General features: G+C 64.2%; 23 protein-coding genes. 9 read left to right on the top strand and 14 right to left on the bottom strand.

What is annotated here, in order from left to right:
• Positions 1-49 precede the first annotated feature (49 nt).
• The 3 genes from cgtA to rplU all read right to left on the bottom strand — a co-directional run bounded on the left by cgtA (position 50) and on the right by rplU (position 2,073).
• A complete protein-coding gene (cgtA, locus tag WCE05_RS19790) occupies positions 50-1,273 on the bottom strand; it encodes an Obg family GTPase CgtA (protein ID WP_225790573.1) in 1,224 nt (407 codons plus the stop codon).
• A gap of 189 nt (positions 1,274-1,462) precedes the next feature.
• On the bottom strand, positions 1,463-1,720 hold the full coding sequence (gene rpmA, locus WCE05_RS19795; protein ID WP_225790574.1) for a 50S ribosomal protein L27: 258 nt from the start codon (positions 1,718-1,720) through the stop codon (positions 1,463-1,465).
• Positions 1,721-1,758: 38 nt separating this feature from the next.
• Entirely contained in the window at positions 1,759-2,073 is a 315-nt protein-coding gene (gene rplU, locus WCE05_RS19800; RefSeq protein WP_225790593.1) for a 50S ribosomal protein L21, read from the bottom strand.
• Positions 2,074-2,319: 246 nt separating this feature from the next.
• On the opposite strand from rplU, the gene WCE05_RS19805 reads away from it, so the two are divergent.
• The 3 genes from WCE05_RS19805 to WCE05_RS19815 all read left to right on the top strand — a co-directional run bounded on the left by WCE05_RS19805 (position 2,320) and on the right by WCE05_RS19815 (position 4,194).
• The gene (locus WCE05_RS19805; protein ID WP_225790575.1) at positions 2,320-3,288 is read left to right on the top strand and encodes a polyprenyl synthetase family protein; all 969 of its coding nucleotides are present in this window, start codon (positions 2,320-2,322) and stop codon (positions 3,286-3,288) included.
• Between the two features lie 167 nt (positions 3,289-3,455).
• Positions 3,456-3,797 carry a zinc ribbon domain-containing protein YjdM gene (locus tag WCE05_RS19810; RefSeq protein ID WP_225790576.1) on the top strand — a complete coding sequence of 114 codons (342 nt, stop codon included), beginning with the start codon at positions 3,456-3,458 and terminating at the stop codon, positions 3,795-3,797.
• A gap of 151 nt (positions 3,798-3,948) precedes the next feature.
• Positions 3,949-4,194: a hypothetical protein gene (locus WCE05_RS19815; RefSeq protein ID WP_225790577.1), complete on the top strand. Its 246-nt coding sequence runs from the start codon at positions 3,949-3,951 to the stop codon at positions 4,192-4,194.
• A gap of 149 nt (positions 4,195-4,343) precedes the next feature.
• Here the strand turns inward: WCE05_RS19815 and WCE05_RS19820 are convergent, their stop codons facing one another.
• The 5 genes from WCE05_RS19820 to WCE05_RS19840 all read right to left on the bottom strand — a co-directional run bounded on the left by WCE05_RS19820 (position 4,344) and on the right by WCE05_RS19840 (position 9,090).
• Positions 4,344-4,961 carry an FKBP-type peptidyl-prolyl cis-trans isomerase gene (locus WCE05_RS19820; RefSeq protein ID WP_225790578.1) on the bottom strand — a complete coding sequence of 206 codons (618 nt, stop codon included), beginning with the start codon at positions 4,959-4,961 and terminating at the stop codon, positions 4,344-4,346.
• 87 nt (positions 4,962-5,048) lie between these two features.
• Positions 5,049-5,354 (bottom strand): DUF6482 family protein, encoded by a 306-nt coding sequence (locus tag WCE05_RS19825; RefSeq protein WP_225790579.1) that lies wholly within the window; start codon positions 5,352-5,354, stop codon positions 5,049-5,051.
• A 138-nt stretch (positions 5,355-5,492) separates the two neighbouring features.
• Positions 5,493-5,981, bottom strand: coding sequence for a TIGR00645 family protein (locus WCE05_RS19830; RefSeq protein WP_225790580.1), 489 nt, complete (start codon positions 5,979-5,981; stop codon positions 5,493-5,495).
• Between the two features lie 171 nt (positions 5,982-6,152).
• Positions 6,153-6,491, bottom strand: a complete 339-nt coding sequence (locus WCE05_RS19835) for a hypothetical protein (RefSeq protein WP_225790581.1) — start codon at positions 6,489-6,491, stop codon at positions 6,153-6,155.
• A gap of 160 nt (positions 6,492-6,651) precedes the next feature.
• Positions 6,652-9,090 (bottom strand): Lon protease family protein, encoded by a 2,439-nt coding sequence (locus WCE05_RS19840; RefSeq protein ID WP_225790582.1) that lies wholly within the window; start codon positions 9,088-9,090, stop codon positions 6,652-6,654.
• A 257-nt stretch (positions 9,091-9,347) separates the two neighbouring features.
• Between WCE05_RS19840 and WCE05_RS19845 the strand changes: the two genes are divergently transcribed.
• The 3 genes from WCE05_RS19845 (at position 9,348) to WCE05_RS19855 (ending at position 12,381) form a co-directional block, all read left to right on the top strand.
• Entirely contained in the window at positions 9,348-9,836 is a 489-nt protein-coding gene (locus WCE05_RS19845) for a DUF3015 domain-containing protein (RefSeq protein WP_225790583.1), read from the top strand.
• 78 nt (positions 9,837-9,914) lie between these two features.
• Positions 9,915-11,768 carry a DUF4105 domain-containing protein gene (locus tag WCE05_RS19850; RefSeq protein ID WP_253091496.1) on the top strand — a complete coding sequence of 618 codons (1,854 nt, stop codon included), beginning with the start codon at positions 9,915-9,917 and terminating at the stop codon, positions 11,766-11,768.
• A 112-nt stretch (positions 11,769-11,880) separates the two neighbouring features.
• Complete coding sequence (locus tag WCE05_RS19855; RefSeq protein WP_225790585.1) at positions 11,881-12,381, top strand: GreA/GreB family elongation factor; 501 nt, start codon at positions 11,881-11,883, stop codon at positions 12,379-12,381.
• An 11-nt stretch (positions 12,382-12,392) separates the two neighbouring features.
• On the opposite strand, the gene gdhA is transcribed toward WCE05_RS19855, so the two are convergent.
• The 3 genes from gdhA to WCE05_RS19870 form a co-directional block, all read right to left on the bottom strand.
• Entirely contained in the window at positions 12,393-13,733 is a 1,341-nt protein-coding gene (gene gdhA, locus WCE05_RS19860) for an NADP-specific glutamate dehydrogenase (RefSeq protein ID WP_368816423.1), read from the bottom strand.
• Positions 13,734-13,993: 260 nt separating this feature from the next.
• Entirely contained in the window at positions 13,994-15,661 is a 1,668-nt protein-coding gene (ettA, locus tag WCE05_RS19865) for an energy-dependent translational throttle protein EttA (protein ID WP_225790587.1), read from the bottom strand.
• Between the two features lie 208 nt (positions 15,662-15,869).
• Positions 15,870-16,241, bottom strand: coding sequence for a hypothetical protein (locus WCE05_RS19870; protein WP_225790594.1), 372 nt, complete (start codon positions 16,239-16,241; stop codon positions 15,870-15,872).
• A 265-nt stretch (positions 16,242-16,506) separates the two neighbouring features.
• On the opposite strand from WCE05_RS19870, the gene WCE05_RS19875 reads away from it, so the two are divergent.
• The 3 genes from WCE05_RS19875 to WCE05_RS19885 all read left to right on the top strand — a co-directional run bounded on the left by WCE05_RS19875 (position 16,507) and on the right by WCE05_RS19885 (position 22,538).
• Positions 16,507-20,337 (top strand): EAL domain-containing protein, encoded by a 3,831-nt coding sequence (locus tag WCE05_RS19875; protein WP_368816424.1) that lies wholly within the window; start codon positions 16,507-16,509, stop codon positions 20,335-20,337.
• Between the two features lie 198 nt (positions 20,338-20,535).
• On the top strand, positions 20,536-21,789 hold the full coding sequence (glyA, locus tag WCE05_RS19880; RefSeq protein ID WP_225790589.1) for a serine hydroxymethyltransferase: 1,254 nt from the start codon (positions 20,536-20,538) through the stop codon (positions 21,787-21,789).
• A gap of 194 nt (positions 21,790-21,983) precedes the next feature.
• Positions 21,984-22,538, top strand: a complete 555-nt coding sequence (locus WCE05_RS19885; RefSeq protein WP_225790590.1) for a hypothetical protein — start codon at positions 21,984-21,986, stop codon at positions 22,536-22,538.
• Positions 22,539-22,580: 42 nt separating this feature from the next.
• Here the strand turns inward: WCE05_RS19885 and yjiA are convergent, their stop codons facing one another.
• The 3 genes from yjiA to WCE05_RS19900 all read right to left on the bottom strand — a co-directional run.
• Positions 22,581-23,552, bottom strand: coding sequence for a GTPase (gene yjiA, locus WCE05_RS19890; RefSeq protein WP_225790591.1), 972 nt, complete (start codon positions 23,550-23,552; stop codon positions 22,581-22,583).
• A 79-nt stretch (positions 23,553-23,631) separates the two neighbouring features.
• Positions 23,632-23,829, bottom strand: a complete 198-nt coding sequence (locus WCE05_RS19895) for a YbdD/YjiX family protein (protein WP_027918412.1) — start codon at positions 23,827-23,829, stop codon at positions 23,632-23,634.
• Positions 23,830-23,846: 17 nt separating this feature from the next.
• Positions 23,847-24,289: carbon starvation CstA 5TM domain-containing protein (locus tag WCE05_RS19900; protein ID WP_368816425.1), on the bottom strand; the 443-nt coding region annotated here is incomplete at its 5' end.

A 24,289-nucleotide genomic window follows, 5' to 3' on the forward strand; every position in this document is an offset into this window, starting at 1 on the left:
GATACCAAAACGCCGCTCCAGAGAGCGGCGTTTAGTGTACTGCAACCGGTCAGTCGCGCACGTAAATGATTTCCGGGCCGTCCCCGTCGTCCTCGTCATCATCCCAGTCGTCATCGTCGCCGATGTCGTGCACGCTCTTGACGCCGCTGCGGCGCAGGGCGCGGGCGTCGTCCAGGGCTTGCAACTGGGCGCGGGCCTCGTCCTCGATGCGCTGGTCGAGCTCGGCCAGTTCCTCGGCATAGGCCGGGTCGTTGGCCAGGCGGTCGGCGCGGTCTTCGAGGTAGCGCATGATGTCGTGGCTGAGCTGCTCGGTGCCCTGCTTGGAGATGGCCGAGATCACGTAGACCGGGCCTTCCCACTGCAGGCGCTCGACCACTTCCTTGACTCGCTCGTCGCGCTCGTCGTCCATGACCATGTCCGACTTGTTCAGCACCAGCCAGCGTTCACGCTCGGTCAGCGAGGGGCTGAAGCGGGTGAGCTCGTTGACGATCACCTCGGCGGCATCGGCCGGGCTGCTGCCGTCCAGTGGCGCCAGGTCGACCAGGTGCAGGAGGATGCGGGTACGCGCCAGGTGCTTGAGGAAGCGGATCCCCAGGCCGGCACCGTCGGAGGCACCTTCGATCAGGCCAGGGATGTCGGCGATGACGAAGCTCTTCCAGCGGTCGACACTGACCACGCCCAGGTTCGGTACCAGGGTGGTGAAGGGATAGTCGGCGACCTTCGGCTTGGCCGCCGAGACCGAGCGAATGAAAGTGCTCTTGCCCGCGTTGGGCAGGCCCAGCAGGCCAACGTCGGCCAGGACCTTGAGCTCGAGCTTCAGGTCGCGCTGATCGCCCGGCTTGCCTGGCGTGGTCTGGCGCGGCGCACGGTTGGTACTGGACTTGAAGCGGGTGTTGCCCAGGCCATGCCAGCCACCCTGGGCGACCAGCAGCTTCTGGCCGGGGGTGACCAGGTCGCCGATGATCTCCTGGGTACCGGCGTCGATCACCGTGGTGCCGACCGGCACGCGCAGGACCAGGTCATCGCCCTTCTTGCCGGTGCAGTCGGTGCTGCCGCCGTTGGCGCCACGCTGGGCCTCGAAGTGGCGGGTGTAGCGGTAATCGACCAGGGTGTTGAGGTTCTCGTCGGCGACCATGAACACCGAACCGCCATCGCCACCGTCACCACCGTTGGGGCCACCGTTCTCGATGAACTTCTCGCGGCGGAAGCTCATGCAACCATTGCCGCCGTCACCGGCCTTGACCCGGATCGATACTTCGTCAACAAACTTCATAGAAACCGCCTCTCGTCGGCAGACGAGCTGAATGACTCAAAAACATGAGGCTCTTGCAAAAATGAGCGCGGCGGCCCCGTAACGACCGTAAACACCAGCGCCAGCAGCCCATACAAACAGCTTTGCAAGAGGCTCACCACAAACGAAAAAGCCCCGTCGCATGACGGGGCTTCTCCAGCGACTTCGCGATCAGGCCGCGACGACGCTTACATAGCGACGGCCGAACTCGCCCTTCTTCTCGAACTTGATCACGCCTTCGATCTTGGCGAACAGGGTGTGATCCTTGCCCATGCCAACGCCGTAGCCGGCGTGGAACTGGGTGCCGCGCTGGCGGACGATGATGTTGCCGGCCTTGATGACCTGGCCGCCATACATCTTCACGCCAAGGCGTTTCGATTCTGAGTCGCGACCGTTACGAGTACTACCACCAGCCTTCTTGTGAGCCATGGTTCAATTCTCCAAATAAATTCAGGGGATCTAGGGGATTAAGCCTGGATACCGGTGATTTTGATCTCGGTGAACCACTGGCGGTGGCCCATACGCTTCATGTGGTGCTTACGACGACGGAACTTGATGATGCGGACCTTGTCGTGACGGCCTTGCGAAACGACTTCAGCCACAACCTTGGCACCTTCGACGACTGGCGCGCCGATGGTGACGTCGTCGCCATTGGCGACCAGCAGAACGCGATCGAAAGTCACGGATTCGCCGGTGGCGACTTCCAGCTTCTCGACCTTCAGGAATTCACCTTCAGCGACTTTGTACTGCTTGCCGCCGGTAACGATTACTGCGTAAGACATGGTATTTCTCCGATAATCCTGCTCACCCAGCGCTTTATAGGAAAGAGTATTGGCTGGCATGGCTGCACTGGGCTGGAACGGCCCGGTGCAATTGCGTAAGGCAGGTGCTGCCCAGGAAAGTTAGGGTGCGCGATTGTACGCAACCGCTGATTACCTTGCAAGTCCCGCCCCCGGCCCGCGGGCAGCGCGCCTTGACACACCGGGACCCGCGACCTAGCATGCCGCGCAACCTCAATGGAGCAGCCGATGCAACCCCAATCCTTCTACCGCGCGGTGGCTGACGATTTCAGCGCCGTCGACGAGATCATCAAGAAGCAGCTGACCTCGCGCGTGCCGCTGGTATCGAAGATCGGCGACTATATCACCTCCGCCGGCGGCAAGCGCCTGCGCCCACTGCTGGTGCTGCTGTGCGGCAAGGCCCTGGGCCGCGAAGGCGACGACCTGCGCCTGCTGGCGGCGACCATCGAGTTCCTGCACACCGCCACCCTGCTGCACGACGACGTGGTCGACATGTCCGGCATGCGCCGCGGCCGCTCCACCGCCAACGCCCTGTGGGGCAACGCGCCGAGCGTGCTGGTGGGCGACTTCCTCTATTCGCGCTCGTTCGAGATGATGGTTGAGCTCGGCTCGATGCCGGTCATGCAGATCCTCTCCAAGGCCACCCGGGTCATCGCCGAGGGCGAAGTGCTGCAACTGTCGCGGGTACGCGATGCCAGCACCAGCGAAGCGGTATACATGGAGGTCATCCGCGGCAAGACCGCGATGCTGTTCGAGGCCTCGACCCACAGCGCCGCCGCGCTGGCAGAAGGCACCGACGAACAGCGCGAGGCGCTGCGCACCTTCGGCGACCACCTTGGGGTCGCCTTCCAGCTGGTCGACGACCTGCTGGACTACAAGGGCGACTCGCAGACCCTGGGCAAGAACGTCGGCGACGACCTGGCCGAGGGCAAGCCGACCCTGCCGCTGATCTACACCATGCGCGAAGGCACGCCCGAACAGGCTGCGCTGGTACGCCAGGCGATCCAGAAGGGCGGCCTGGAAGACCTGGAGCAGATCCGCATTGCGGTCGAAACCTCCGGCGCCCTGGACTACACCGCGCAGCTGGCACGTGACTACGTCGCCCGCGCCATCGCCTGCCTGGAAGTGCTGCCGGCCAGCGAGTATCGCGATGCCCTGGTCGAGCTGAGCGAGTTCGCGGTCGCCCGTACCCACTGACCACACCGAAAAACTCCATTCGCGGGCAAGCCCGCTTCTACAAGGCCAATGCGGCCCCTGTGGAAGCGGGCTTGCCCGCGAATGCATTTGCACAGGCGGCACACACCTGGCAGACAAAACCTTATACAATATGCGTCTTTAACCGCCCGTCTGTTTAAGGAACCCCCGTGAGCACTCTGCCACCCTGCCCCAAATGCAACTCCGAATACACCTATGAGGATGGCACCCAACTGATCTGTCCCGAATGCGCCCACGAATGGTCGGCCAGCGGCGAAGCCGAAGCCGTCAGCGACGAGGTGGTGAAGAAGGACTCGGTAGGCAACATCCTCCAGGACGGCGATACCGTTACCGTGATCAAGGACCTCAAGGTCAAGGGCTCGTCCCTGGTGGTCAAGGTCGGTACCAAGGTCAAGAACATCCGCCTGTGCGATGGCGACCACGACATCGACTGCAAGATCGACGGCATCGGCGCCATGAAGCTGAAGTCGGAGTTCGTGCGCAAGGTCTGATGCACTGCCACTCGGGGCTGCCGGCGCGGCGGCCCTGACAGGTCCTGCAACAGGGCCCCTGCCCCATTCGGAAGAATTCCGCCAATAGGGGCTTGCTATTCTGATAATAAGAATTATTCTCATTGGAGTCGCTATCCAATGGAGAATAGCCATGACCTATCTGATCGACGCCTGGCTGGACCGGCCACACCCCTACCTACGTATCCTGCACCGCGAGACCGGCGAGGTCTGTGCCGTGCTCGAGGAAGACGCGCTCGACGAACTGCGCGACCAGGGCGACCTGGACCTCAATGGGCTGAATTCAAGCGAGCCGGTGGTGCTCAAGGAACTGGTGCGCAACCTGTTCCTGTTCTGCTATGCGCGGGCATTGCGCCCTGGAGGGACGGATTGGAACTGAGGGTGTGTCGGCCGATGGGGCTTTGCAGCCCATTATTCGCGGACAAGCCCGCTCCCACAGGGGCCGCGTCGATCGCACATGATGCGATTTGCAGGGCCTTGTGGGAGCGAGCTTGCCCACGATAAGGCCGCGAAGCGGCCCCAGAGGTATTACAGAACGTCGAGCAGCTCGACGTCGAACACCAGCACGCTGTGCGGCGGGATGCTGCCAACGCCCTGGGCGCCATAGGCCAGCTCGCTCGGCACGTACAGGCGCCACTTGCTACCGGCGTTCATCAGTTGCAGGGCTTCGGTCCAGCCCGCGATCACGCCGCCGACCGGGAACTCGGCCGGCTGGCCGCGCTCGTAGGAGCTGTCGAACACGGTGCCATCGATCAGGGTGCCGTGGTAGTGGGTGCGCACGTTGTCCTCGCGGGACGGCTTGGCGCCCTCGCCGGTGTTCAGCACTTCGTACTGCAGGCCCGACGCCAGGGTAGTGATGCCTTCGCGCTTGGCATTCTCGGCCAGGAAGGCCTTGCCGGCGGCAGCAGCGGCTTCGGCCTTGGCTGCGGCCTCGGCCTGCATCAGGTCACGGATGACCTTGAAGCTGGCCGACAGGTCGGCTTCGCTGACACGGCTGTCGGCACCGTTGAAGGCATCGCTCAGACCGGCCAGGATGGCCTCCAGGCTGACGCCCGGCGGCGGGTTGTCACGCAGCTGGCCGCCCAGCTGACGGCCGATGCCGTAGCTGACGCGGGTTTCGTCGGTGGACAGGTTGAGTTCGGACATTGGCTTGCTCCGCTGCAGGGCGCAATGAAGCCGCGCCCTTGATGAAAAGGGCGAGCAGCCTAGCACACTGGGGCTGCGCCAGGCAGCTTACCAAGCCGAACGCTGGGAAATCGGCACCTTGAGGTCGTCGTCCGACTGCACGCTCATGCCACACATTTCGTCCTGCACCGACCAGTGCACCAGGTTCATCGACAGCATCGGCAGCGATTGCAGGAGGTTGCGCGCATCTTCCACGCAGTGCACCCGCAGTCGCTGTCCACGGTTGTCGGCCAGGGGATGGGCACGGCCCTTGACCCGCGCCTCGAGGAGGTAGTCGCCACCTTCGATGGCGATAAGGTTGAGTTCATCGACATGGCCGGCCCTGGCCTCGACGTTGAGCTGATGCAGGTTCATGGGCGCACCTCGCTACGGGAACCACGCATGTCCGATCATTTTTCGTACAGCTGCCGGGAAAGCACAAGCCATGAACGCGACCGCCCGTCCGTTTCGCAACGGACGGGCGGTGGAGGGCTCGCCGGGGTCGGCCATCGGTCAGTGCTTGGTGACCTTGTCCAGGTAACCCATGACGAACGCCGAGATGACGAAAGTCATGTGGATGATCACGTACCACATCAGGTAGTCGGTGGAGATGTTCTGGGCATCCATGAACACCCGCAGCAGGTGGATCGAGGAAATCGCCACGATGGAGGCGGCGACCTTCATCTTCAGCGAGGAGGAGTCCATCTTGCCCAGCCAGTTGAGCTTCTCCTTGTTGTCGTCGATGTCCAGCTGCGAGACGAAGTTCTCGTAGCCGGAGATCATCACCATCACCAGCAGGCCGCCGACCAGCGACATGTCGATCAGCGACAGGATGACCAGGATCAGGTCGGCCTCGCTCAGGGAAAAGACATTGGGCAGGACGTGGATGACTTCCTGGAAGAATTTCAGTGCCAGCGCCAGCAGGCCCAGGGACAGGCCGAAATAGATCGGGGCGAGCAGCCAGCGCGAGGCATACATCGCATTTTCGAGGATACGTTCCATGGAGGATAGGGACTCGTCAGAAGGCTAGAAAAGCGAGCGCGAGTATAAGCAAAAGACCGACATCTTGCATTGCACGGGCTCGCCCCGATGCCAGTCGGTCAAGCGGTATTGGGGCTGCCTTGCCGGCGATGGGGCGCGAAGCGGCCCCACTTGGCAGCGGACAGCGCCTGCTCAGGTCTCCGGATGAAACTGGTAATCCCCCAGGTTGCGACAGCGCTCGCCATTGATCCGGCGCAATTGCGCCTGCAGGTGCAGGCACCAGATCTGCGGATCATCGGCGACCTGGTAGCCATGCAAGGTGAGGCTGTCGACGATGGCATTGAGCACCGACTCGGCCACCAGCGGGCCATGGAACGGGCCCTGGGCCTTGATCGCAGAGGGTTGTTCACCGGCCATGCCGGCGGCGAAGAGCAGCGTCCACATGCCGTTGTCACCGGCCAATGGACGAATGCTGCATTCGATGCGGGTCACCAGGCCCAGGCACTGGCGGGTGAGGCTGAGGTTGCGCATGGCGGCGTCCCCTCTGTGAAGCCTTGTTCAGCCTGAACCTCAGGCTGTCTCCATCCTGAACGCTGATACCGTCCTTAAAAACCAGCATAGAAGACCCGCGCCCAGGCTGGAAAACCGGCGCTGAACGGTAGCACATGGCCGCCAGCGCCGTTTTATTGACTCAGGCAGGCTTGGCCTGGGCCAGCGCCTCCTCCAGCCGCTCTTTCTCCGCCTCCTTGATGTCTTCCTCGCTGACCATCTCGGCGATCTCGCGCAGGCGCTCCACCACCCGCGCATTGACGCTGCCCTCGGGGAACTGGCCCTGCGCGTCCGGCGCGCCGGCCTCCTCGCCCACCAGCAGGCTCAAGGCCTCGTCGGCCTGGCTGACGGCATAGACATGGAAACGCCCGGCCTCGACCGCCCGCAGCACCCGCTCATCGAGCATCAAGGTGGCGACGTTGGCGCGCGGAATGATCACGCCCTGCTCGCCGGTCAGCCCGCGTGCCTCGCACAGCCGGAAGAAGCCTTCGATCTTCTCGTTGACGCCCCCCACTGCCTGCACCTCGCCGAACTGGTTGATCGAGCCGGTGATAGCGAAACACTGCTTGAGCGGCGTGCGGGACAACGCCGAGATCAAGGTGCAGACCTCGCCGAGCGAGGCGCTGTCGCCGTCGACGTAACCATAGGATTGCTCCAGGGCGATGCTCGCCGAGATCGCCAGGGGGAACTCCTGGGCGTAGCGGCTGCCCAGGTAGCCGGTGAGGATCATCACCCCCTTGGAGTGGATCGGCTGGCCGAGGTTGACCTCACGCTCGATGTCGACGATCCCGCTGCCGCCCGGGTAGACCGTGGCGGAGATTCGCGCCGGCATACCGAACGCCGAGTCGCCGACCTCGAGCACGGTCAGGCCGTTGCACTTGCCGATGGCCGCCCCTTCGGTGTCGATCAGGATGATCCCGGCGAGCATGTCGTCGAGCACCCGCTGGGACACCCGCCCGGTGCGCGTGGCCTTGGCCTTGAGCGCCCGCTCGATGTGCCCGGCATCGGTCATTTCGTCGCTGGCCAGTTGGCGGATGAAGTCGGCTTCGCTGACCAACTGGAACAGGTCGCCGATGCGTGCCGACAGGCGCGACTGGTTTTCCGCCAGGCGAGCGCTGTAGGTGGCCAGCCGCGCCACCGCGTCGCTGGTCAGTGGGGCCATGCCCTCTTCGTTGGTGCGTGTGCGAAGCAACTGGGCGAACTGCTCCAGGTTCTCTTCGACCAGGGGCATGTCCTCGTCGAAGTCCACCAGGACCCGGAACATCTCCTGGAAGTCCGAGTCGTGGTCCTGCAGGGCGTAGTACAGCTGGCGCGAACCGATGATCACCAGCTTGACGTTGAGCGGGATCATCTGCGGCGTCAGGGTCACGGTGGCGACCCGGCCCAGTTCGCCCAGCGGCGACTCCATCTTCAGCTTGCGCGACTGCAAGGCGCGCTTGAGGGCGTCCCAGACGAAGGGCTCGCCGAGCATCTTCTCCGCCTCGAGAATCAGGAAGCCACCATTGGCCCGGTGCAACGCGCCTGGGCGCAGCTGGCGGTAGGAGGTGTACAGCGCGCCCTGGTCGGTGCTGTATTCGATACGGCCGAACAGGTTGTCGTAGGTCGGGTGCGGCTCGAACACCACCGGCGCGCCGCCGTTGGCGTGGTGGCCGACCACCAGGCTCGGCGCGTACTGCTCCTCGAGCATCTTGCGCGCCACGGCGTCAGGCTTGCTGTCGTCGACCAGTTGCTCGACCACGGTGCGCAGCAGGTTCAGTTGCACCGATTGCAGGTAGGCGCAGACCGCCGCGTTTTCCGCGTACTTCTCCGACAACGGCGCCAGCAGCGGCTGCAGAGACAGGGTGATGGTCTCTTCGTTGAGCTGGCGCAATTGGTTGTTCGACTCGCGTTTCCACTGGGGCAAGCTGGCCAGTTCCTCGTTGAGGCGCTCCTCCAGCGCGGCGATGTCTTCGTGGAAGCGCTCGCGGACTTCCTCGGGCAACTGGGCGAACTCGGCCTCGTCCAGGGCCTTGCCGTCGCTCATGGGGGTGAAGGCGACATTGCTGGCATCGCGGTACAGGGCCACGTCCTTTTCCAGCGAGGCCCGCTCGATCACGTCCAGGGCACGGTCATAGCGCTGGTTGAAGGCGCGATCGATGGCCCCTTTCTTCTGCTGGTAGGTGGGGTGCTCGAACACCGCCGGGAAGGTGGCCAGCAGGTTGTCGATCAAACCGTTCATGTCGGCGATGAATTCGCTGGCGCTGCCGGCCGGCAGCTCCAGGGCGCGGGGCTCGCGGGTCTCGTCGAAGTTGTTGACGTAGACCCAGTCGGCCGGGGTCTGCTGGCGCTTGCCCTCGGCCTTGAGGTAGCGCTTGACGAACGAGAAGCGCCCGGTGCCGGGCTCGCCCATGACATACACGTTGTATCCGGGGCGCGGCATGGCCACGCCGAACTGCAGGGCCTCGACGGCACGCTCCTGGCCCAGGACCCCTCGGAACGGCTCCAGATCGTCGGTGGTGGAAAAAGCGAACTGCTCGGCGGAGAAACGCCGGGTCAGGGCTTCGGGCGCAAGACGCAGGCGCGAGGCGACAGGATCGGGCATTGGGTTTCCTTACTTCGGCGGGGCGGATGAAAGGCATTCTGGCGCCGCCAACGCGCTGCTTGCAAGGCTTGCCGGGACTTTATGTCGCAGTCCAACCCCAACGATTTCGCAAGCAATTTTTCGCAATAAACAACGCAACCTTTGGATCGTGCCTAAACTCCAACCTGCGCGGGTGGGCGTATTTGCTTTCCCGACCTGGCAACCGGCTTGCCAGAACCCTGACCATTGGTACGTCTACTGAGAAAGAGAACAACGCTATGAAACGGATTCTTCTGGGTACTCTGTTCACCGCAGTTTCGATCAATGCCATGGCAGAAGCGCCTGGCGGACCCAACTGCGGCTGGGGCAACCTGCTGTTCGAGGGCCAGCGCGGCACACCGGCCCACTTCCTGGCATCCACCACCAACGGCACGTCCGGCAATGCGACCTTCGGCATGACCTCGGGCACCAACGGCTGCTCGACCAAGGCGGCCCTGACCTACGGCGGCAAATCCTGGTTCGCCATGAACGGCATGATGAACGAACTCTCCGAAGACATGGCCAAGGGCCAGGGCGAAGCCCTGACCACCTATGCCGTGGTCCTGGGCGTGGCGCCCGAAGACCGCGCGCACTTCGCCACGGTCACCCACCAGCACTTCAGCGAGATCTTCAGCAGTGCCGACGTGACGGCCGAAACCGTCCACAGCAACACCCTCGCGGTCCTCAAGAGCGACCCGCGCCTGGCCAAGTACGCCACCGAGGCCTGAGTCCCGCCTGTCCCGCCCCGATACCGGGGCGGGTACGGCTCATCCACCTTCGGCATCATCCAGACGTAGTTGCCCGACATGCTCAAACGCCTCGCCTCCCTGGCGCTCATCGCCAGTGCCCCGCTTCATGCCGCACCGCAGCTCGACCCGGCACGCCTGCAACAGTTGGCTTCGACCCCCTACTGGATCGCCCTCGGCCACTACGAGACCGGCACGCTCGGCGGCTGGCGCAGCTATGTGGACGATGACGCCTTCTTCCTCGCCGAGGACGGCGCCCATCACCCGGACCGCGAACTGCAAGCCACGGTGCAGGCGCTATACGCCCCGGCCAGCCTGGGCGACAAGCATGCCCAGTGCGTCTTTCCGGCGCGCACCCGCTGGCTGCGTGAGCAGCTCGCGCTGAACGACCTGCCGCAGCCGGACTGCCAGGAATACACCACCTGGTACCGCGCCATCGACCCGCACAGCACTGTGCTGGTGTTTCCGGCGGCCTACCTGAACAGCCCCTCGTCGATGTTCGGCCATACCTTGCTGCGCATCGACCAGGCCAATACCCGCAGCGACGACACCACGCTGCTGAGCTACGCGATCAACTTCGGTGCCTACATCGAGGGCAGCGACAACAGCATCCTCTATGCCTGGAAAGGCTTGATGGGCGGCTATCCGGGCCTGTTCGCGCTGATGCCCTACCAGGAAAAGCTCTCCGAATACCGCAGCCTGGAGAACCGCGACCTGTGGGAATACCAGCTGGACCTGACACCGGAGGAGACGGGGCGCATGGTCGAGCACGTCTGGGAGCTCAAGCAGATCCAGTTCGACTATTTCTTCTTCGACGAGAACTGCTCCTACCGCCTGCTGGAACTCCTGCAGGTGGCGCGCCCTGGCCTGGACCTGACTTCACAGTTCCCGTTGACCGCCATTCCCACCGACACGGTCAAGGCCGTCAAGCAGTCCGGCCTGGTCGCCAGCGTACGCTATCGGCCGTCCCGCGAACGCGAACTGCTGGCCCGCGCCGAGCCGCTGGAGCATGACGAGAAACGCCAGGTGCTGGCCATCAGCGCCGACACCGACCAGTTGCAAAGCCCCGAGTTCACTGCCCTGCCCCGCGAGCGCCAGGCGCTGGTACAGGACGCGGCCTACCGCCTGGAGCGTTACCGTGCCAACGGCCGGGAACGCGACCCGGCCCAGGCCAGGCGCAGCTTCGAGCTGCTGCGGGCGATCAATCGCAACCCACCGCCGCCCCTGGAGATCGAGCGCCCGGGCCTGCCCGAGAACGGCCACCAGTCGCGCACCTGGCAGTTGGGTGTGGGCACCCGCGACGACCGCGCCTATGCCGAATACGGCCTGCGCATGGCCTACCACGACCTCAACGACAACGCCTACGGCTTCCCCCTCGGCGCGCAGATCGAGATCCTCCAGCTCAAGCTGCGCCAGTACGAGGGCAACGACTGGCAGGTACAACGCCTGGACCTGGCGACCATCCGCTCCCTGACCCCGCGCAACGAACTGCTCAAGCCCTGGTCGTGGCAGGTTGCCGGTGGCCTGGAGCGGGTGCCGGGCAAGCACGACGACGAGGTGCTGGTCAGCCACGTCAATGGCGGTGCCGGCGGAACCTGGCAGTTGGCCGATGGCCTGCTGGGCTTTGCCCTGGGCACGGTGCGGGTCGAACACCACAACGACTTCGCCCAGTTCGTCGCACCGGCGGCGGGTTTCAATGGCGGGCTGTTGTGGCGCAATGGCCTGGGCAACATGACCCTGGAGGCCAAGGGCGACTATTTCGCCAATGGCGAAGTGCGGCGCAGCCTGAGCCTCAACCAGCAGTGGGAGATCAACCGCGACCTGGGGCTGAGGCTGAGCGCCCGGCGCACCTTCAGCCAGTTGGCCACGGCGCAGAACGAGGTGATGCTGGAGTTGAAGTGGTATCACTACTGATGGGGCTGCCTCATGGCTGACAGGCCATCGCTGGATGGCAAGGAAGTCGCAATCGGACAACCCTTGAAACTCGCAACCTGCCATCATGGTCTGCTGCACAAGGAGGCCTTCCATGAGCCGAGCATTCGTCAACGAGGATCAGGCCGCCGCCCAGGCCAACCAGCCGGTGGAGCGCCGGGTCAGCGACCAGCCCAACTACGTCACGGCCAAGGGCCTGGCCCAATTGCAGCAGCGCCTGGCCGAGCTCAATGCGCTACGCAGCGAGCTGCAGGCCCAGGGTGAACACGCCGACAAGCAGCGCCTGGCCGATGCCGAACGTGACCTGCGCTACTTCGGCGCGCGCGTGCAGAGCGCCCAGGTGGTGCCCGCCGCGACCTCGCGGGACAAGGTGCAGATCGGCAGCCGGGTGACCTTCGTCGATGAACAGGACCAGGAACACAGGGTTCAACTGGTGGGAGAGGACCAGGCCGATGCCGCGCAGGGCCTGGTCAACTGGGGATCGCCCCTGGGCCGCGCGCTACTGGGCGCCGGCCCCGGCGACGAGGTGCTGTGGCGACGACCTGCCGGCGATCAGCTGATCGAGGTCATCGCCATCGAGGCGCAGGACGAGTAGCCCGCAGGCTACTAGACCACTCCCTGGGCCAGCATGGCATCGGCGACCTTGACGAAACCGGCGATGTTGGCGCCCTTGACGTAGTTGATGGAGCCGTCGGCTTCCTCGCCGTAGTGCACGCAGGCGTGGTGGATCGACTGCATGATGTTGTGCAGCTTGCTGTCCACTTCGCCAGCGGTCCACAGCAGGCGCATGGCGTTCTGCGACATCTCCAGGCCCGAAACGGCCACGCCACCGGCGTTGGAGGCCTTGCCCGGGGCATAGAGGATGCCGGCTTCCAGGAAGATATCCACAGCCTCGAGGGTCGTCGGCATGTTGGCGCCTTCCGCCACGCAGATGCAGCCGTTGCGCAGCAAGATGCGGGCATCCTCGGCGTCCAGCTCGTTCTGGGTGGCGCACGGCAGGGCGATGTCGCACGGCAGGCTCCACGGGGTCTGGCCCTTGCGGAACTCCAGGCCATACAGGCTGGCCAGCTCGCTGATGCGGCCGCGCTTGACGTTCTTGAGTTCCATCAGCGCTTGCCACTGCTCGTCGGTCAGGCCGGCTTCGCAGAACAGGGTGCCTTCGGAGTCGGACAGCGAGATCACCTTGCCGCCCAGGTCCATGACCTTGCGTGCCGCATACTGCGCGACGTTGCCGGAGCCGGAGATGGCCACGCGGCGGCCGTCGATGCGCAGGTCGCGGCGTTTGAGCATTTCCTCGGCGAAGTACACGCAGCCGTAGCCGGTGGCCTCCGGGCGGATCAGGCTGCCGCCGTAGGTCATGCCCTTGCCGGTCAGCACCGACGTGAACTGGTTGGCCAGGCGCTTGTACTGGCCGAACATGTAGCCGATCTCGCGGGCGCCGACGCCGATGTCACCGGCAGGCACGTCCAGGTCGGCGCCGATGTGGCGATACAGCTCGCTCATGAAGGCCTGGCAGAAGCGCATGACCTCGGCATCGCTCTTGCCCTTCGGATCGAAGTCCGAGCCGCCCTTGCCGCCGCCCATGGGCAGCGAGGTCAGCGAGTTCTTGAAGACTTGCTCGAAGGCCAGGAACTTGAGCACGCCCAGGTTGACCGACGGATGGAAGCGCAGGCCGCCCTTGTATGGGCCGATGGCGCTGCTCATCTGGATGCGGTAGCCGCGGTTGACCTGGACCTTGCCCTGGTCATCGACCCAGGACACGCGGAACAGTACCGCACGCTCCGGCTCGACCATGCGTTCGAGGATGCCGGCCTGCAGGTAATGGGGGTTGGCTTCGAGGAAGGGCCAGAGGCTGCGCAGCACTTCTTCGACGGCCTGGTGGAACTCGGGCTGGGCCGGGTCGCGCTGCTTGAGGCGGGCCAGGAAATGGTCGACGGATTCGATCATGGTAGACATCTCACCAAGAGGGATTTGGACTTATTTGGTTTTTTCTGGAATGTACCAAGAAGCAATCGCACTGGAATAGGGCGCAATGTCGTTTTTTTGAATTTTTTTGGTGCGTTTTATATAAATGTATACAAAACGGGCGTTTCCTGCTGGCGGCTCCGCCCTCTTCGCGTCGGCGCGGCGCCAAGATGCCAGCCCCGTTTCGAGCCGGCACAAAAATGGGGCCATGAAGGCCCCACTATCGTGCAACCCGTTGCGGGTTACTGCGCCAGCTTCTTGTGCCGTACCCGGTGCGGCTGGGCGGCAGCATCGCCCAGGCGCTTCTTGCGATCGGCTTCGTACTCGGTGTAGTTGCCCTCGAAGAACACCACGTTCGAGTCGTCCTCGTAGGCCAGGATGTGCGTGGCCACGCGGTCCAGGAACCAACGGTCGTGGGAGATCACGATGGCCGCGCCCGGGAAGTCCAGCAGGGCTTCTTCCAGCGAACGCAGGGTCTCGACGTCGAGATCGTTGGACGGTTCGTCGAGCAGCAGGACGTTGCCACCCTCCTTCAGCGTCAGGGCCAGGTGCAGACGGCCACGCTCACCACCGGAGAGGTCCTTGACGAACTTCTGCTGGTCACCGCCCTTGAAGTTGAAGCGGCCGACGTAGGTGCGCGACGGGATCTCGTAGCTGCCGATGCGGATCATGTCGGAGCCATCGGAAATCTGCTGGAACACGGTCTTGCCGCCGTCCAGGTCGTCGCGGCTCTGGTCGACGCAGGCCAGTTGCACGGTTTCGCCGATCTCGATGCTGCCCGAATCCGGCTGTTCCTTGCCCATGATCATGCGGAACAGGGTCGACTTACCGGCACCGTTGCCGCCGATCACGCCAACGATGGCGCCCTTGGGCATGGAGAACGACAGATTGTCGATCAGTACACGGTCGCCATAGCCCTTGGTGACGTTCTTGAACTCGATGACCTTGTCGCCCAGGCGCGGGCCTGCCGGGATATAGATCTCGTTGGTCTCGCTGCGCTTCTGGAACTCTTGCGACTGCATCTCCTCGAAGCGCGCCAGACGGGCCTTGGACTTGGACTGGCGGGCCTTGGCGCCTTTGCGCACCCACTCCAGTTCTTCCTTCATGGCCTTCTCATGGGCGGTCTGCTGCTTGGATTCCTGCTCCAGGCGCGCCGACTTGGCTTCCAGCCAGCCCGAGTAGTTGCCTTCGTACGGGATGCCGGCGCCGCGGTCCAGCTCGAGGATCCAGCCGGCGACGTTGTCGAGGAAGTAACGGTCGTGGGTGATCGCCACCACGGTGCCGGGGAAGTCGTGCAGGAAGTGCTCCAGCCAGGCCACCGAGTCGGCGTCCAGGTGGTTGGTCGGCTCGTCCAGCAGCAGCATGTCGGGAGCCGACAGCAGCAGGCGGCACAGGGCCACACGGCGCTTCTCACCGCCAGACAGGTGCTCGACCTTGGCGTCCCACGGCGGCAGGCGCAGGGCGTCGGCGGCGACTTCCAGCTGACGCTCCAGGTTGTGGCCATCGGCGGCCTGCAGGATGGCTTCCAGCTTGGCCTGCTCGGCGGCCAGCTTGTCGAAGTCGGCATCCGGCTCTGCATAGGCGGCGTAGACCTCGTCCAGGCGAGCCTGAGCGTCCTTGATCACGCTCACCGCTTCCTCGACCACCTCGCGGACGGTCTTGTTCGGGTCCAGTTGCGGCTCCTGGGGCAGGTAGCCGACGTTGATATCGGGCATCGGACGGGCTTCGCCGTCGAACTCCTTGTCGACGCCCGCCATGATCCGCAGCAGGGTCGACTTGCCCGCGCCGTTGAGGCCGAGCACACCGATCTTCGCGCCTGGGAAGAACGACAGGGAGATGTTCTTCAGGATTTCCCGCTTCGGCGGCACGACCTTGCTCAGCCGATGCATGGTGTAGACGTATTGAGCCAAAACCAAGCCCTCTATAGATAGGTAAAGACATCGACGCTCGCCTGGCGGGCGCCAGGGGGATGCGTTTACGGGGTGTCATTGAACAAAGTGGGCCATTCTACGCCAAGTGGTGGCGTTGACCAGATGGGGCGCCGAAGCGCCGCTCCCACACCAGGACACTGTGGAAGCGGGCAAAGCCTGCGGTCGGGGACGAAGCCCTCGCCAGGCCTCAGACGTGGGCCTGTTTCACCTTGCCCCGTGGCAGGCGGCAGCGCTCGGATTGCCCGGCCAGGCGAGCGGCCCAGGCGGCCTTGACGCTGAAACCGCCGGAGCGGGCAGGTTTGCCGGTAGCCGCTGCGGCCGGCTTGGGCGCAGGCTTGGCGGCAGACGCCACGACCGGCTCGGCAACGGCCTTGGCGGACTTGCGCAGTTCAGCCAGCGACGGGCTCTTGCGCACATTGGCGGCGGCCGGGTCGGGCTTGGCCAGCGAACGCTGGCAGGACTTGCAGGATACGTCATCGGCCACGGCAGTGCTGACCAGGGTCTGACTGCTGCGCCCGCAGGCGGAATCGAGGCCATTGGTGGAATAATGGGTAACCAAACCGTACATCTCCGATGCGTTGACTATGAAGCGGCGGCATTCTCGCACAGGTCGCAGGGACTTGCCGAACGAGGATCAGCGGTAGCGACCACTGGCAGCAGACACAGCCGCTGGCACTTTGCCATAATTGGGGGCATGCTAGTCGGTGACTAGCTGCAAGCTGCAAGAAAAAGCAGATTGGCGTAGAGGCTGCTTTGGCTTTTGGCTTGCAGCTTGCCGCTTTGTCTCACCCCTGCCATCGCCAGCCCAATCGCAGGACCATCGCTTGACCGATCTTACCCACCCGTCATCCCTGCGCCCTGCCCTGCCTGCGTCGAGCAGCGCCCTGCGCGGCTCGCTCAAGGGCACGCTGGCCCTGCTGGCCTTGGTCCTGCTGGGGTTGCTGCTATGGCAATTGTTCGCCCAGTTCCGTCACACCCAGGCCGACCTTCGCCAACGGAGCCTGGCGACGAATGCGGAACTGGCCGACCACCTGACCCTGAACATGGCGCTTCAGGCCCAACAGGCGGTGAACCTGCTGCAACCCTACATCGAAGCGCCGACACCGGCGGCGCTGCCCTCGCTGCTGCAGACCCTGCAGCAGCGCCTGCCCGGCCTGCACCACGTGGCCTGGCTGGGCAGCGCCGGGCAGGTCAGGCGCGACAGTCTCGCGAACACCCCCGACCGTCAACTGATCGCCGAGCTCCTGCAACTCAGCCAGGGACGTGCATATTTCTTCAGCGACGCCGCAGACAGCCGCCAGGTCTACCTGCTGCTGCGCCAGCCGGCCGAACAGGATCGCGGCTACTGGCTGTTGCGCCTGTCCAACGACTACTACAAGACGCTGACCCACCGTCTGGAAGGTGCGGGCCATCCCCTGTGGCTGCTGGAAAGCAGCCGCAGCGGCGAGGTGCTTGCGCGCAACAGGCCTACCCTGCTCAGCGACGAGCCCCTGCAAAGCGTGATGCTGGCCTTGCTCGACAACAGCACCTGGCAACTGCGTGGGCTGTTCGATGCCGGCCTTGCCCGAGAGACGCTGCTGCCGGCGCTGATCGGCAAGTGCCTGTTGGTGCTGGTCTGTGCCTTGCTGCCGGTGCTCGCCCTGATCAACATGCGCCGCCGCCAGCGCGCCTTGCAGGAAGATCACCGGCGCTACCAGGAGATCTTCGAGGGCACCGGCGTGGCGTTGTGCGTGCTCGACCTCTCCAGCCTGCCCGGCCAGCTCGACCGCTACCACCTGCGCAACCGCGCCGCCCTCAAGCAGAGCCTGGCCCTGGACGGCAGCCTGCGCCGCTCGCTACTGCAGGAACTGAAGATCACCGAGATCAACCAGGTCGCCCGGCAACTGCTCAACGTCGAATGCAACGAAGGCGCCTGGCAGCGCCTGATCGCAGGCAGCGGCGAGGGTCGCGACAGCATCGGCATGCAGCTGATCGACGCCCTGATCGAGCAACGCCCCCTGCTGGAACTGGAAGTCTGCCTGCCCGCGCCCCTGGGCGGCGAACTGCACCTGTGGCTGATGGCCCGCCTGCCCCAGCAGCGCCGGGACTACCAGGCGGTGATCCTGAGCATCAGCGATATCACCAGCCGCAAGCAGGTCGAGCTGTCGCTGCTTGAGCGCGAGAGTTTCTGGTCCGATGTGGTGCGCACCGTCCCCGACCAGTTGTACGTGCAGGACGTGCAGAGCCAGCGGATGATCTTCAGCAACCGCCACCTCGGCCAAACCCTCGGCTACGACCGCACCGAGCTGACACAGATGGGCGACCGCTTCTGGGAACTGTTGCTGCACCCGGAGGACAGCGAGCACTACCACGCGCTGCGCCGCCAACAGCGCGACACCGGCCACAGCGACTCCTTGCACTGCCAGTTGCGCTTTCGCCACCGCGATGGCAACTGGCGCTGCTACGACATCCGCGAACAGGTGCTGACCCGCGATGCCGACGGCCTGGTCACCCGTATCATCGGCGTGGGCAAGGACGTCACGGTGCAGATCGAGGCCAGCGAGTCCCTGCGCGACAGCGAACAGCGCTATCGCATGCTGGCCGAAAGCATCAGCGACGTGATCTTCTCGACCAACAGCCAGTTGCAACTCGATTACGTCAGCCCTTCCGCGCAAGCCGTGCTGGGCTACCCGGCCGAGTGGTTCTTCCAGCACGGCTGGCAGTCGGTCATCGCCAACCCGGCCCAGCTCACCGGTCTCTACAGCCTGATGGAGCGGGTCAGCAAGGCCCTGGGCGACAGCGAACAGCTGGCCCAGCTGCGCAGCCAGCTGCCGACCCAGATGTTCCTGTTCGACTGCCTGCGCGCCGATGGCCGCAAGATCCCCATCGAACTGCGCCTGGTGCTGGTGTGGGACGAGCACGAGTGCTTCGAGGGCCTGCTCGGCGTCGGCCGCGACATCAGCCAGCAGCGCCGCGCCGAGAAGGACCTGCGCATGGCGGCGACGGTATTCGAACACTCGACCTCGGCCATTCTCATCACCGACCCGGCCGGCTACATCGTCCAGGCCAACGAGGCCTTCAGCCGCGTCAGCGGCTACGCGGTCAGCGAGGTGCTCGACCAGTTGCCGGGCATGCTCACGGTCGATGAACAGCAGGACGCGCACCTGCGCTATGTGCTCAAGCAACTGCACCAGCGTGGCAGCTGGGAAGGCGAGGTATGGCTCAAGCGGCGCAACGGCGAGCCGTATCCAGCGTGGGTCGGCATCACAGCGGTGCTCGACGAGGAAGGCGACCTGGCCAGCTATGTGTGCTTCTTCACCGACATCAGCGAACGCAAGGCCAGCGAGCAGCGTATCCACCGCCTGGCGTACTACGACGCATTGACCCACCTGCCCAACCGTACTCTGTTCCAGGACCGGCTCCATACCGCCCTGCAGCAGGCCGAGCGGCACAAGGCGTGGGTGGTACTGATGTTCCTCGACCTGGACCGTTTCAAGCCGATCAACGACTCCCTGGGCCACGCGGCGGGCGACCGCATGCTCAAGGACATGGCCCAGCGCCTGTTGGCCTGTGTCGACGACGACGATACCGTGGCACGCATGGGTGGCGACGAGTTCACCCTGCTGCTGCAACCCAGGGCGAGCCGCGAGATGGCCTTGAACCGCGCCATCCACGTGGCCGAGAACATCCTCGGCAGCCTGGTACGGCCGTTCGTCCTGGAGGGCCGCGAGTTCTTCGTCACTGCCAGCATCGGCATCGCCCTCAGCCCGCAGGATGGCAGCGAGCTCAGCCAGTTGATGAAGAACGCTGACACGGCCATGTACCACGCCAAGGAGCGCGGCAAGAACAATTTCCAGTTCTACCAGGCCGACATGAACGCCAGCGCCCTGGAGCGCCTGGAGCTAGAAAGCGACCTGCGCCATGCCTTGGAGCAGAACGAGTTCATGCTCTACTACCAACCGCAGTTCAGCGGCGACGGCAAGCGCCTGACCGGTGCCGAGGCGCTGCTGCGCTGGCGCCACCCGCGCCGCGGCCTGGTACCGCCGGGCGACTTCATCCCGGTGATCGAGGAGCTGGGCCTGGTGGTGGATGTCGGCGACTGGGTACTGCGCGAGGCCAGCCGCCAGCTCAAGGCCTGGCACAAGGCCAGGGTGCGGGTGCCGAAGGTGTCGGTGAACATTTCGGCGCGGCAGTTCTCCGATGGCCAGTTGGGCACCCGCATCGCCACCATCCTGGAGGAAACCGGCCTGCCGCCGGCCTGCCTGGAGCTGGAGCTGACCGAAAGCATTCTGATGCGCGAGGTCAACGAGGCCATGCAGATCCTCGACAGCCTGAAGAAGCTGGGCCTGAGCATTGCGGTCGACGACTTCGGCACGGGTTATTCATCGCTCAACTACCTCAAGCAGTTCCCCATCGACGTGCTGAAGATCGACCGCACCTTCGTCGACGGCCTGCCCGAGGGCGAGCAGGACGCGCAGATCGCCCGGGCGATCATCGCCATGGCCCACAGCCTGAACCTGGCGGTGATCGCCGAGGGTGTGGAAACCCATGAGCAACTGGAGTTCCTGCGCGAGCACGACTGCGACGAAGTACAGGGCTACCTGTTCGGCCGGCCGATGCCGGCCCACCAGTTCGAAGCGCAATTCAGCAACGAGACGCTGTTCGTGTTTCAGTGAGCTGCAAGAAAAAGCCGTGCGCGCCGCCGATGAGGCAGATGTCCCACAGGTTCAGCAGCGACCCCTCTTGTAGCTTGCAGCTCGCCGCTTGGTCGTCGTGAATTCCATTGGTCCGCGACATGACGCCTCTTCATATGCCAGGCCAGGGCCAATGGGTTAGAATGCCCCCCCAATTCAGCCCGATCCTTGAGGACCGCCATGTTCAGCCGTGATTTGACCATTGCCAAGTACGACGCCGAGCTCTTCGAAGCCATGCAGCAGGAAGCTCAGCGCCAGGAAGAGCATATCGAGCTGATCGCTTCGGAAAACTACACCAGCCCGGCCGTCATGGAGGCCCAGGGTTCGGTACTGACCAACAAGTACGCCGAAGGCTACCCGGGCAAGCGCTACTACGGCGGTTGCGAGCACGTCGACGTGATCGAGCAACTGGCCATCGACCGCGCCAAGCAACTGTTCGGCGCCGACTACGCCAACGTCCAGCCGCACGCCGGCTCCCAGGCCAACGCCGCCGTCTACCTGGCCCTGCTGCAGGCCGGCGACACCCTCCTGGGCATGAGCCTGGCCCACGGCGGCCACCTGACCCACGGCGCCAGCGTCAGCTCCTCCGGCAAGCTGTACAACGCCGTGCAGTACGGCATCGACGCCAACGGCCTGATCGACTACGACGAAGTCGAGCGCCTGGCCCTGGAGCACAAGCCGAAGATGATCGTCGCCGGCTTCTCCGCCTACTCCCAGGTCCTGGACTTCCCGCGCTTCCGTGAGATCGCCGACAAGGTCGGTGCCTACCTGTTCGTCGACATGGCCCACGTGGCCGGCCTGGTCGCTGCTGGCATCTACCCGAACCCGGTCCCGTTCGCCGACGTGGTCACCACCACCACCCACAAGACCCTGCGCGGTCCGCGTGGCGGCCTGATCCTGGCGCGCAAGAACGAAGAGATCGAGAAGAAGCTCAACTCCGCGGTCTTCCCGGGCGCCCAGGGCGGTCCGCTGGAGCACGTCATCGCCGGCAAGGCGATCTGCTTCAAGGAAGCGCTGCAGCCTGAGTTCAAGGCCTACCAGCAGCAAGTGGTGAAGAACGCCCAGGCCATGGCCGGCGTGTTCATCGAGCGTGGTTTCGACGTCGTCTCCGGCGGCACCCAGAACCACCTGTTCCTGCTGTCGCTGATCAAGCAGGACATCACCGGCAAGGACGCAGACGCTGCCTTGGGCCGAGCCTACATCACCGTGAACAAGAACTCGGTACCGAACGACCCACGTTCGCCGTTCGTCACCTCGGGCCTGCGCATCGGCACCCCGGCCGTCACCACCCGTGGTTTCAAGGAAGCCGAGTGCCGCGAGCTGGCCGGCTGGATCTGCGACATCCTCGCCGACCTGAACAACGAAGCGGTGATCGACGCCGTGCGTGAGAAGGTCAAGGCCATCTGCAAGAAGCTGCCGGTGTACGGCAACTAAATTGGCGATTGCCTGATGTGAGAAGCCCGGTCTAGTACCGGGCTTTTTGATTGTGGACACAACCCCATCGCTGACGGCTGAACGCTCTCGCTCACGAGACTGGCCGAGCAAGGCCAGGAATGAACGGATTCCCGCTGCGCCCAGTACTCATGACCACCTTAAGGTAGGCATCCATCACCCCGAGGAGATGCGTCATGCCAACCCACCGCCAGCTATCGTTCATTGCCGAAATCAGCAGCCAGGGTGCTGATCTCAACCTGCTTGAAACCTTGCTGGGCAAGCCTGCCAAAGTCATCCTTCCCGGCACGGGAGGCGGCGTCTTCAGTGGACGCTTCAACGAACGGGACGACTCGCACCTGCTCTGTCACCAAGCAGCCTCTGTGCCCCAGCGCCCCATGAAGGTCTATTTCCGTCATACGGACAAAGGCTACACCTTGTCCGTCCACTCGCCAGGCAATCACTTCGGCAAGTGTCTCTGTCGAGACGACAACGGGGCCATTGCCGTATACAGGCCCGAAGATGTCACGCCTTCCTACTTCGAGATGGTAGGTCCCCAGGGGGAGATCACCCTGACGGATAAGCCCATCAACCCACTCATCTGCCTGCTGCGTGAACGAAGCTCCGGCAAATGCTTGCATCGCCAGCGGCGGCATGACTCCAAGCACATGTACCTGTTCGCCAAGCACGACCAGTTTCTGCCGATCAGGATCAATATCCTCGAATATAAAAATGAGCCGGACGAAGGCTGACTAACCGCCCTGGTGCAGAGGCGACCCAAGCCCACGAGGCCATTAGCTCAACGCAGCGAATCCTTCCCGGATCGTCTCCTCCGGCAGTTCATCGCCAATGAACACCATCACGCTTTCCCGCACCTCTCCTTCAGCCCACTCGGTATCCCAGTCGAAGCCATACAGCTTGAGCACGCCCTGGAATACCAGGCGACGCTCTTCGCCGGCGATGTTCAGCACGCCCTTGTAGCGCAGCAGCTGCTTGCCGTGGTTTTCCAGCAACTCGTTCATGAAGTCACTGAGACGGTCGATGTCCAACGGCGTCTCGCTACGCAGCACCAGGGTGGAGATACGGTCCGGCGTGGCAGGCTTGAGGACTGGGCGCAGGGCTGGCTTGAGGCTGCCACCCAGGTCGGTGTTGAGGTTGAACCCGCGCACGTCGAGCAACTCGGCCAGGTCGATGCGGCCGTGTTCGACCACACGGATCGCGGCGCGACCGTTGATGCGGGCCAGGCGCTCCTGCAGGGCCTCGACGGCGCCAGGCTCGACCAGGTCGGTCTTGCTCAGCAGCAGGCGGTCGGCGAAGCCCACCTGGGCCTGGGCGATGGCCTGGGTCAGGTGCAGCTCGGCATGGGCAGCATCGACCAGGGTGATGATGCCGTCGAGGATATAGCGCTCGCGCAGCTCCTCATCGATGAAGAAGGTCTGCGCCACAGGTGCCGGGTCGGCAAGGCCGGTGCACTCGATCACCAGGCGGTCGAAGGCGATCTCGCCGGCGTCCAGGCGTTCGAGCAGCAGGTACAGGGCACGGGTCAGGTCGCCGTGGATGCTGCAGCATACGCAGCCGTTGGCCAGGGTCATGACCTGCACCGGCTCGTCGCCCAGCAATTGGCTGTCGATGCCGGCCTCGCTGAACTCGTTCTCGATCACAGCGATCTTCAGGCCGTGCTCGGCCTTGAGCATGTGCTTGAGCAAGGTGGTCTTGCCGGCACCGAGAAAGCCGGTCAGGACAGTAACGGGAATGGGCGTTTGCACGCAGTTGCCTCCATGAAGCCGAAAATGACTGTGGGAGCCAGGTTACCCGGGCTCCCACAGGTTCATGCATGTCGCGGGGTCAACAACACTTGGGCCCGGACTTGCCACCGTAACGGGCTTCCTGGCGCTCCCTGAAGAACGCCTCGTAGCTCATCACCGGCTTGTCCGGATGCTTGGCCTGCATGTGCTCGACATAGTTGTCGTAGTCGGGCATGCCGACCATCAGGCGGGCTGCCTGCCCCAGGTACTTACCCAGTCGCCCCAGGTCGTTGAACATCGCGGTATTCCTCTTCGTTACGCGTCAGGCAGCGCCTGGAACGGGGTTTCCTTGTCGGTGCGCTCCTTGCGGCCCAGGGCGGCGAAGCCGACCTTGATGGCGAAGAACAGCACGCTGAACACCACCACCAGGAACAGCACGGTCAGGCCCGCGTTGGTGTAGGCATTGAACACCACGTGCTGCATCTGCGCCAGGTCCTTGGCCGGCGCCAGTACCTGGCCGGCGTCCAGCGCGGTGCTGTACTTGTTGGCCAGGGCCAGGAAGCCCACCGCCGGGTTCGGGTCGAACAGCTTGATCAGGCCCGCGGTGGTGGTGCAGATCAGCAGCCACACAGCCGGCAGCAGGGTGACCCAGACATAGCGCTGGCGCTTCATCTTGATCAGCACCACGGTGCCGAGCATCAGGGCGATACCGGCCAGCATCTGGTTGGAGATGCCGAACAGCGGCCACAGGGTATTGA

It is taken from the genome of Pseudomonas sp. I2, assembly GCF_040984075.1.
Lineage (GTDB): Bacteria > Pseudomonadota > Gammaproteobacteria > Pseudomonadales > Pseudomonadaceae > Aquipseudomonas > Aquipseudomonas guariconensis_B.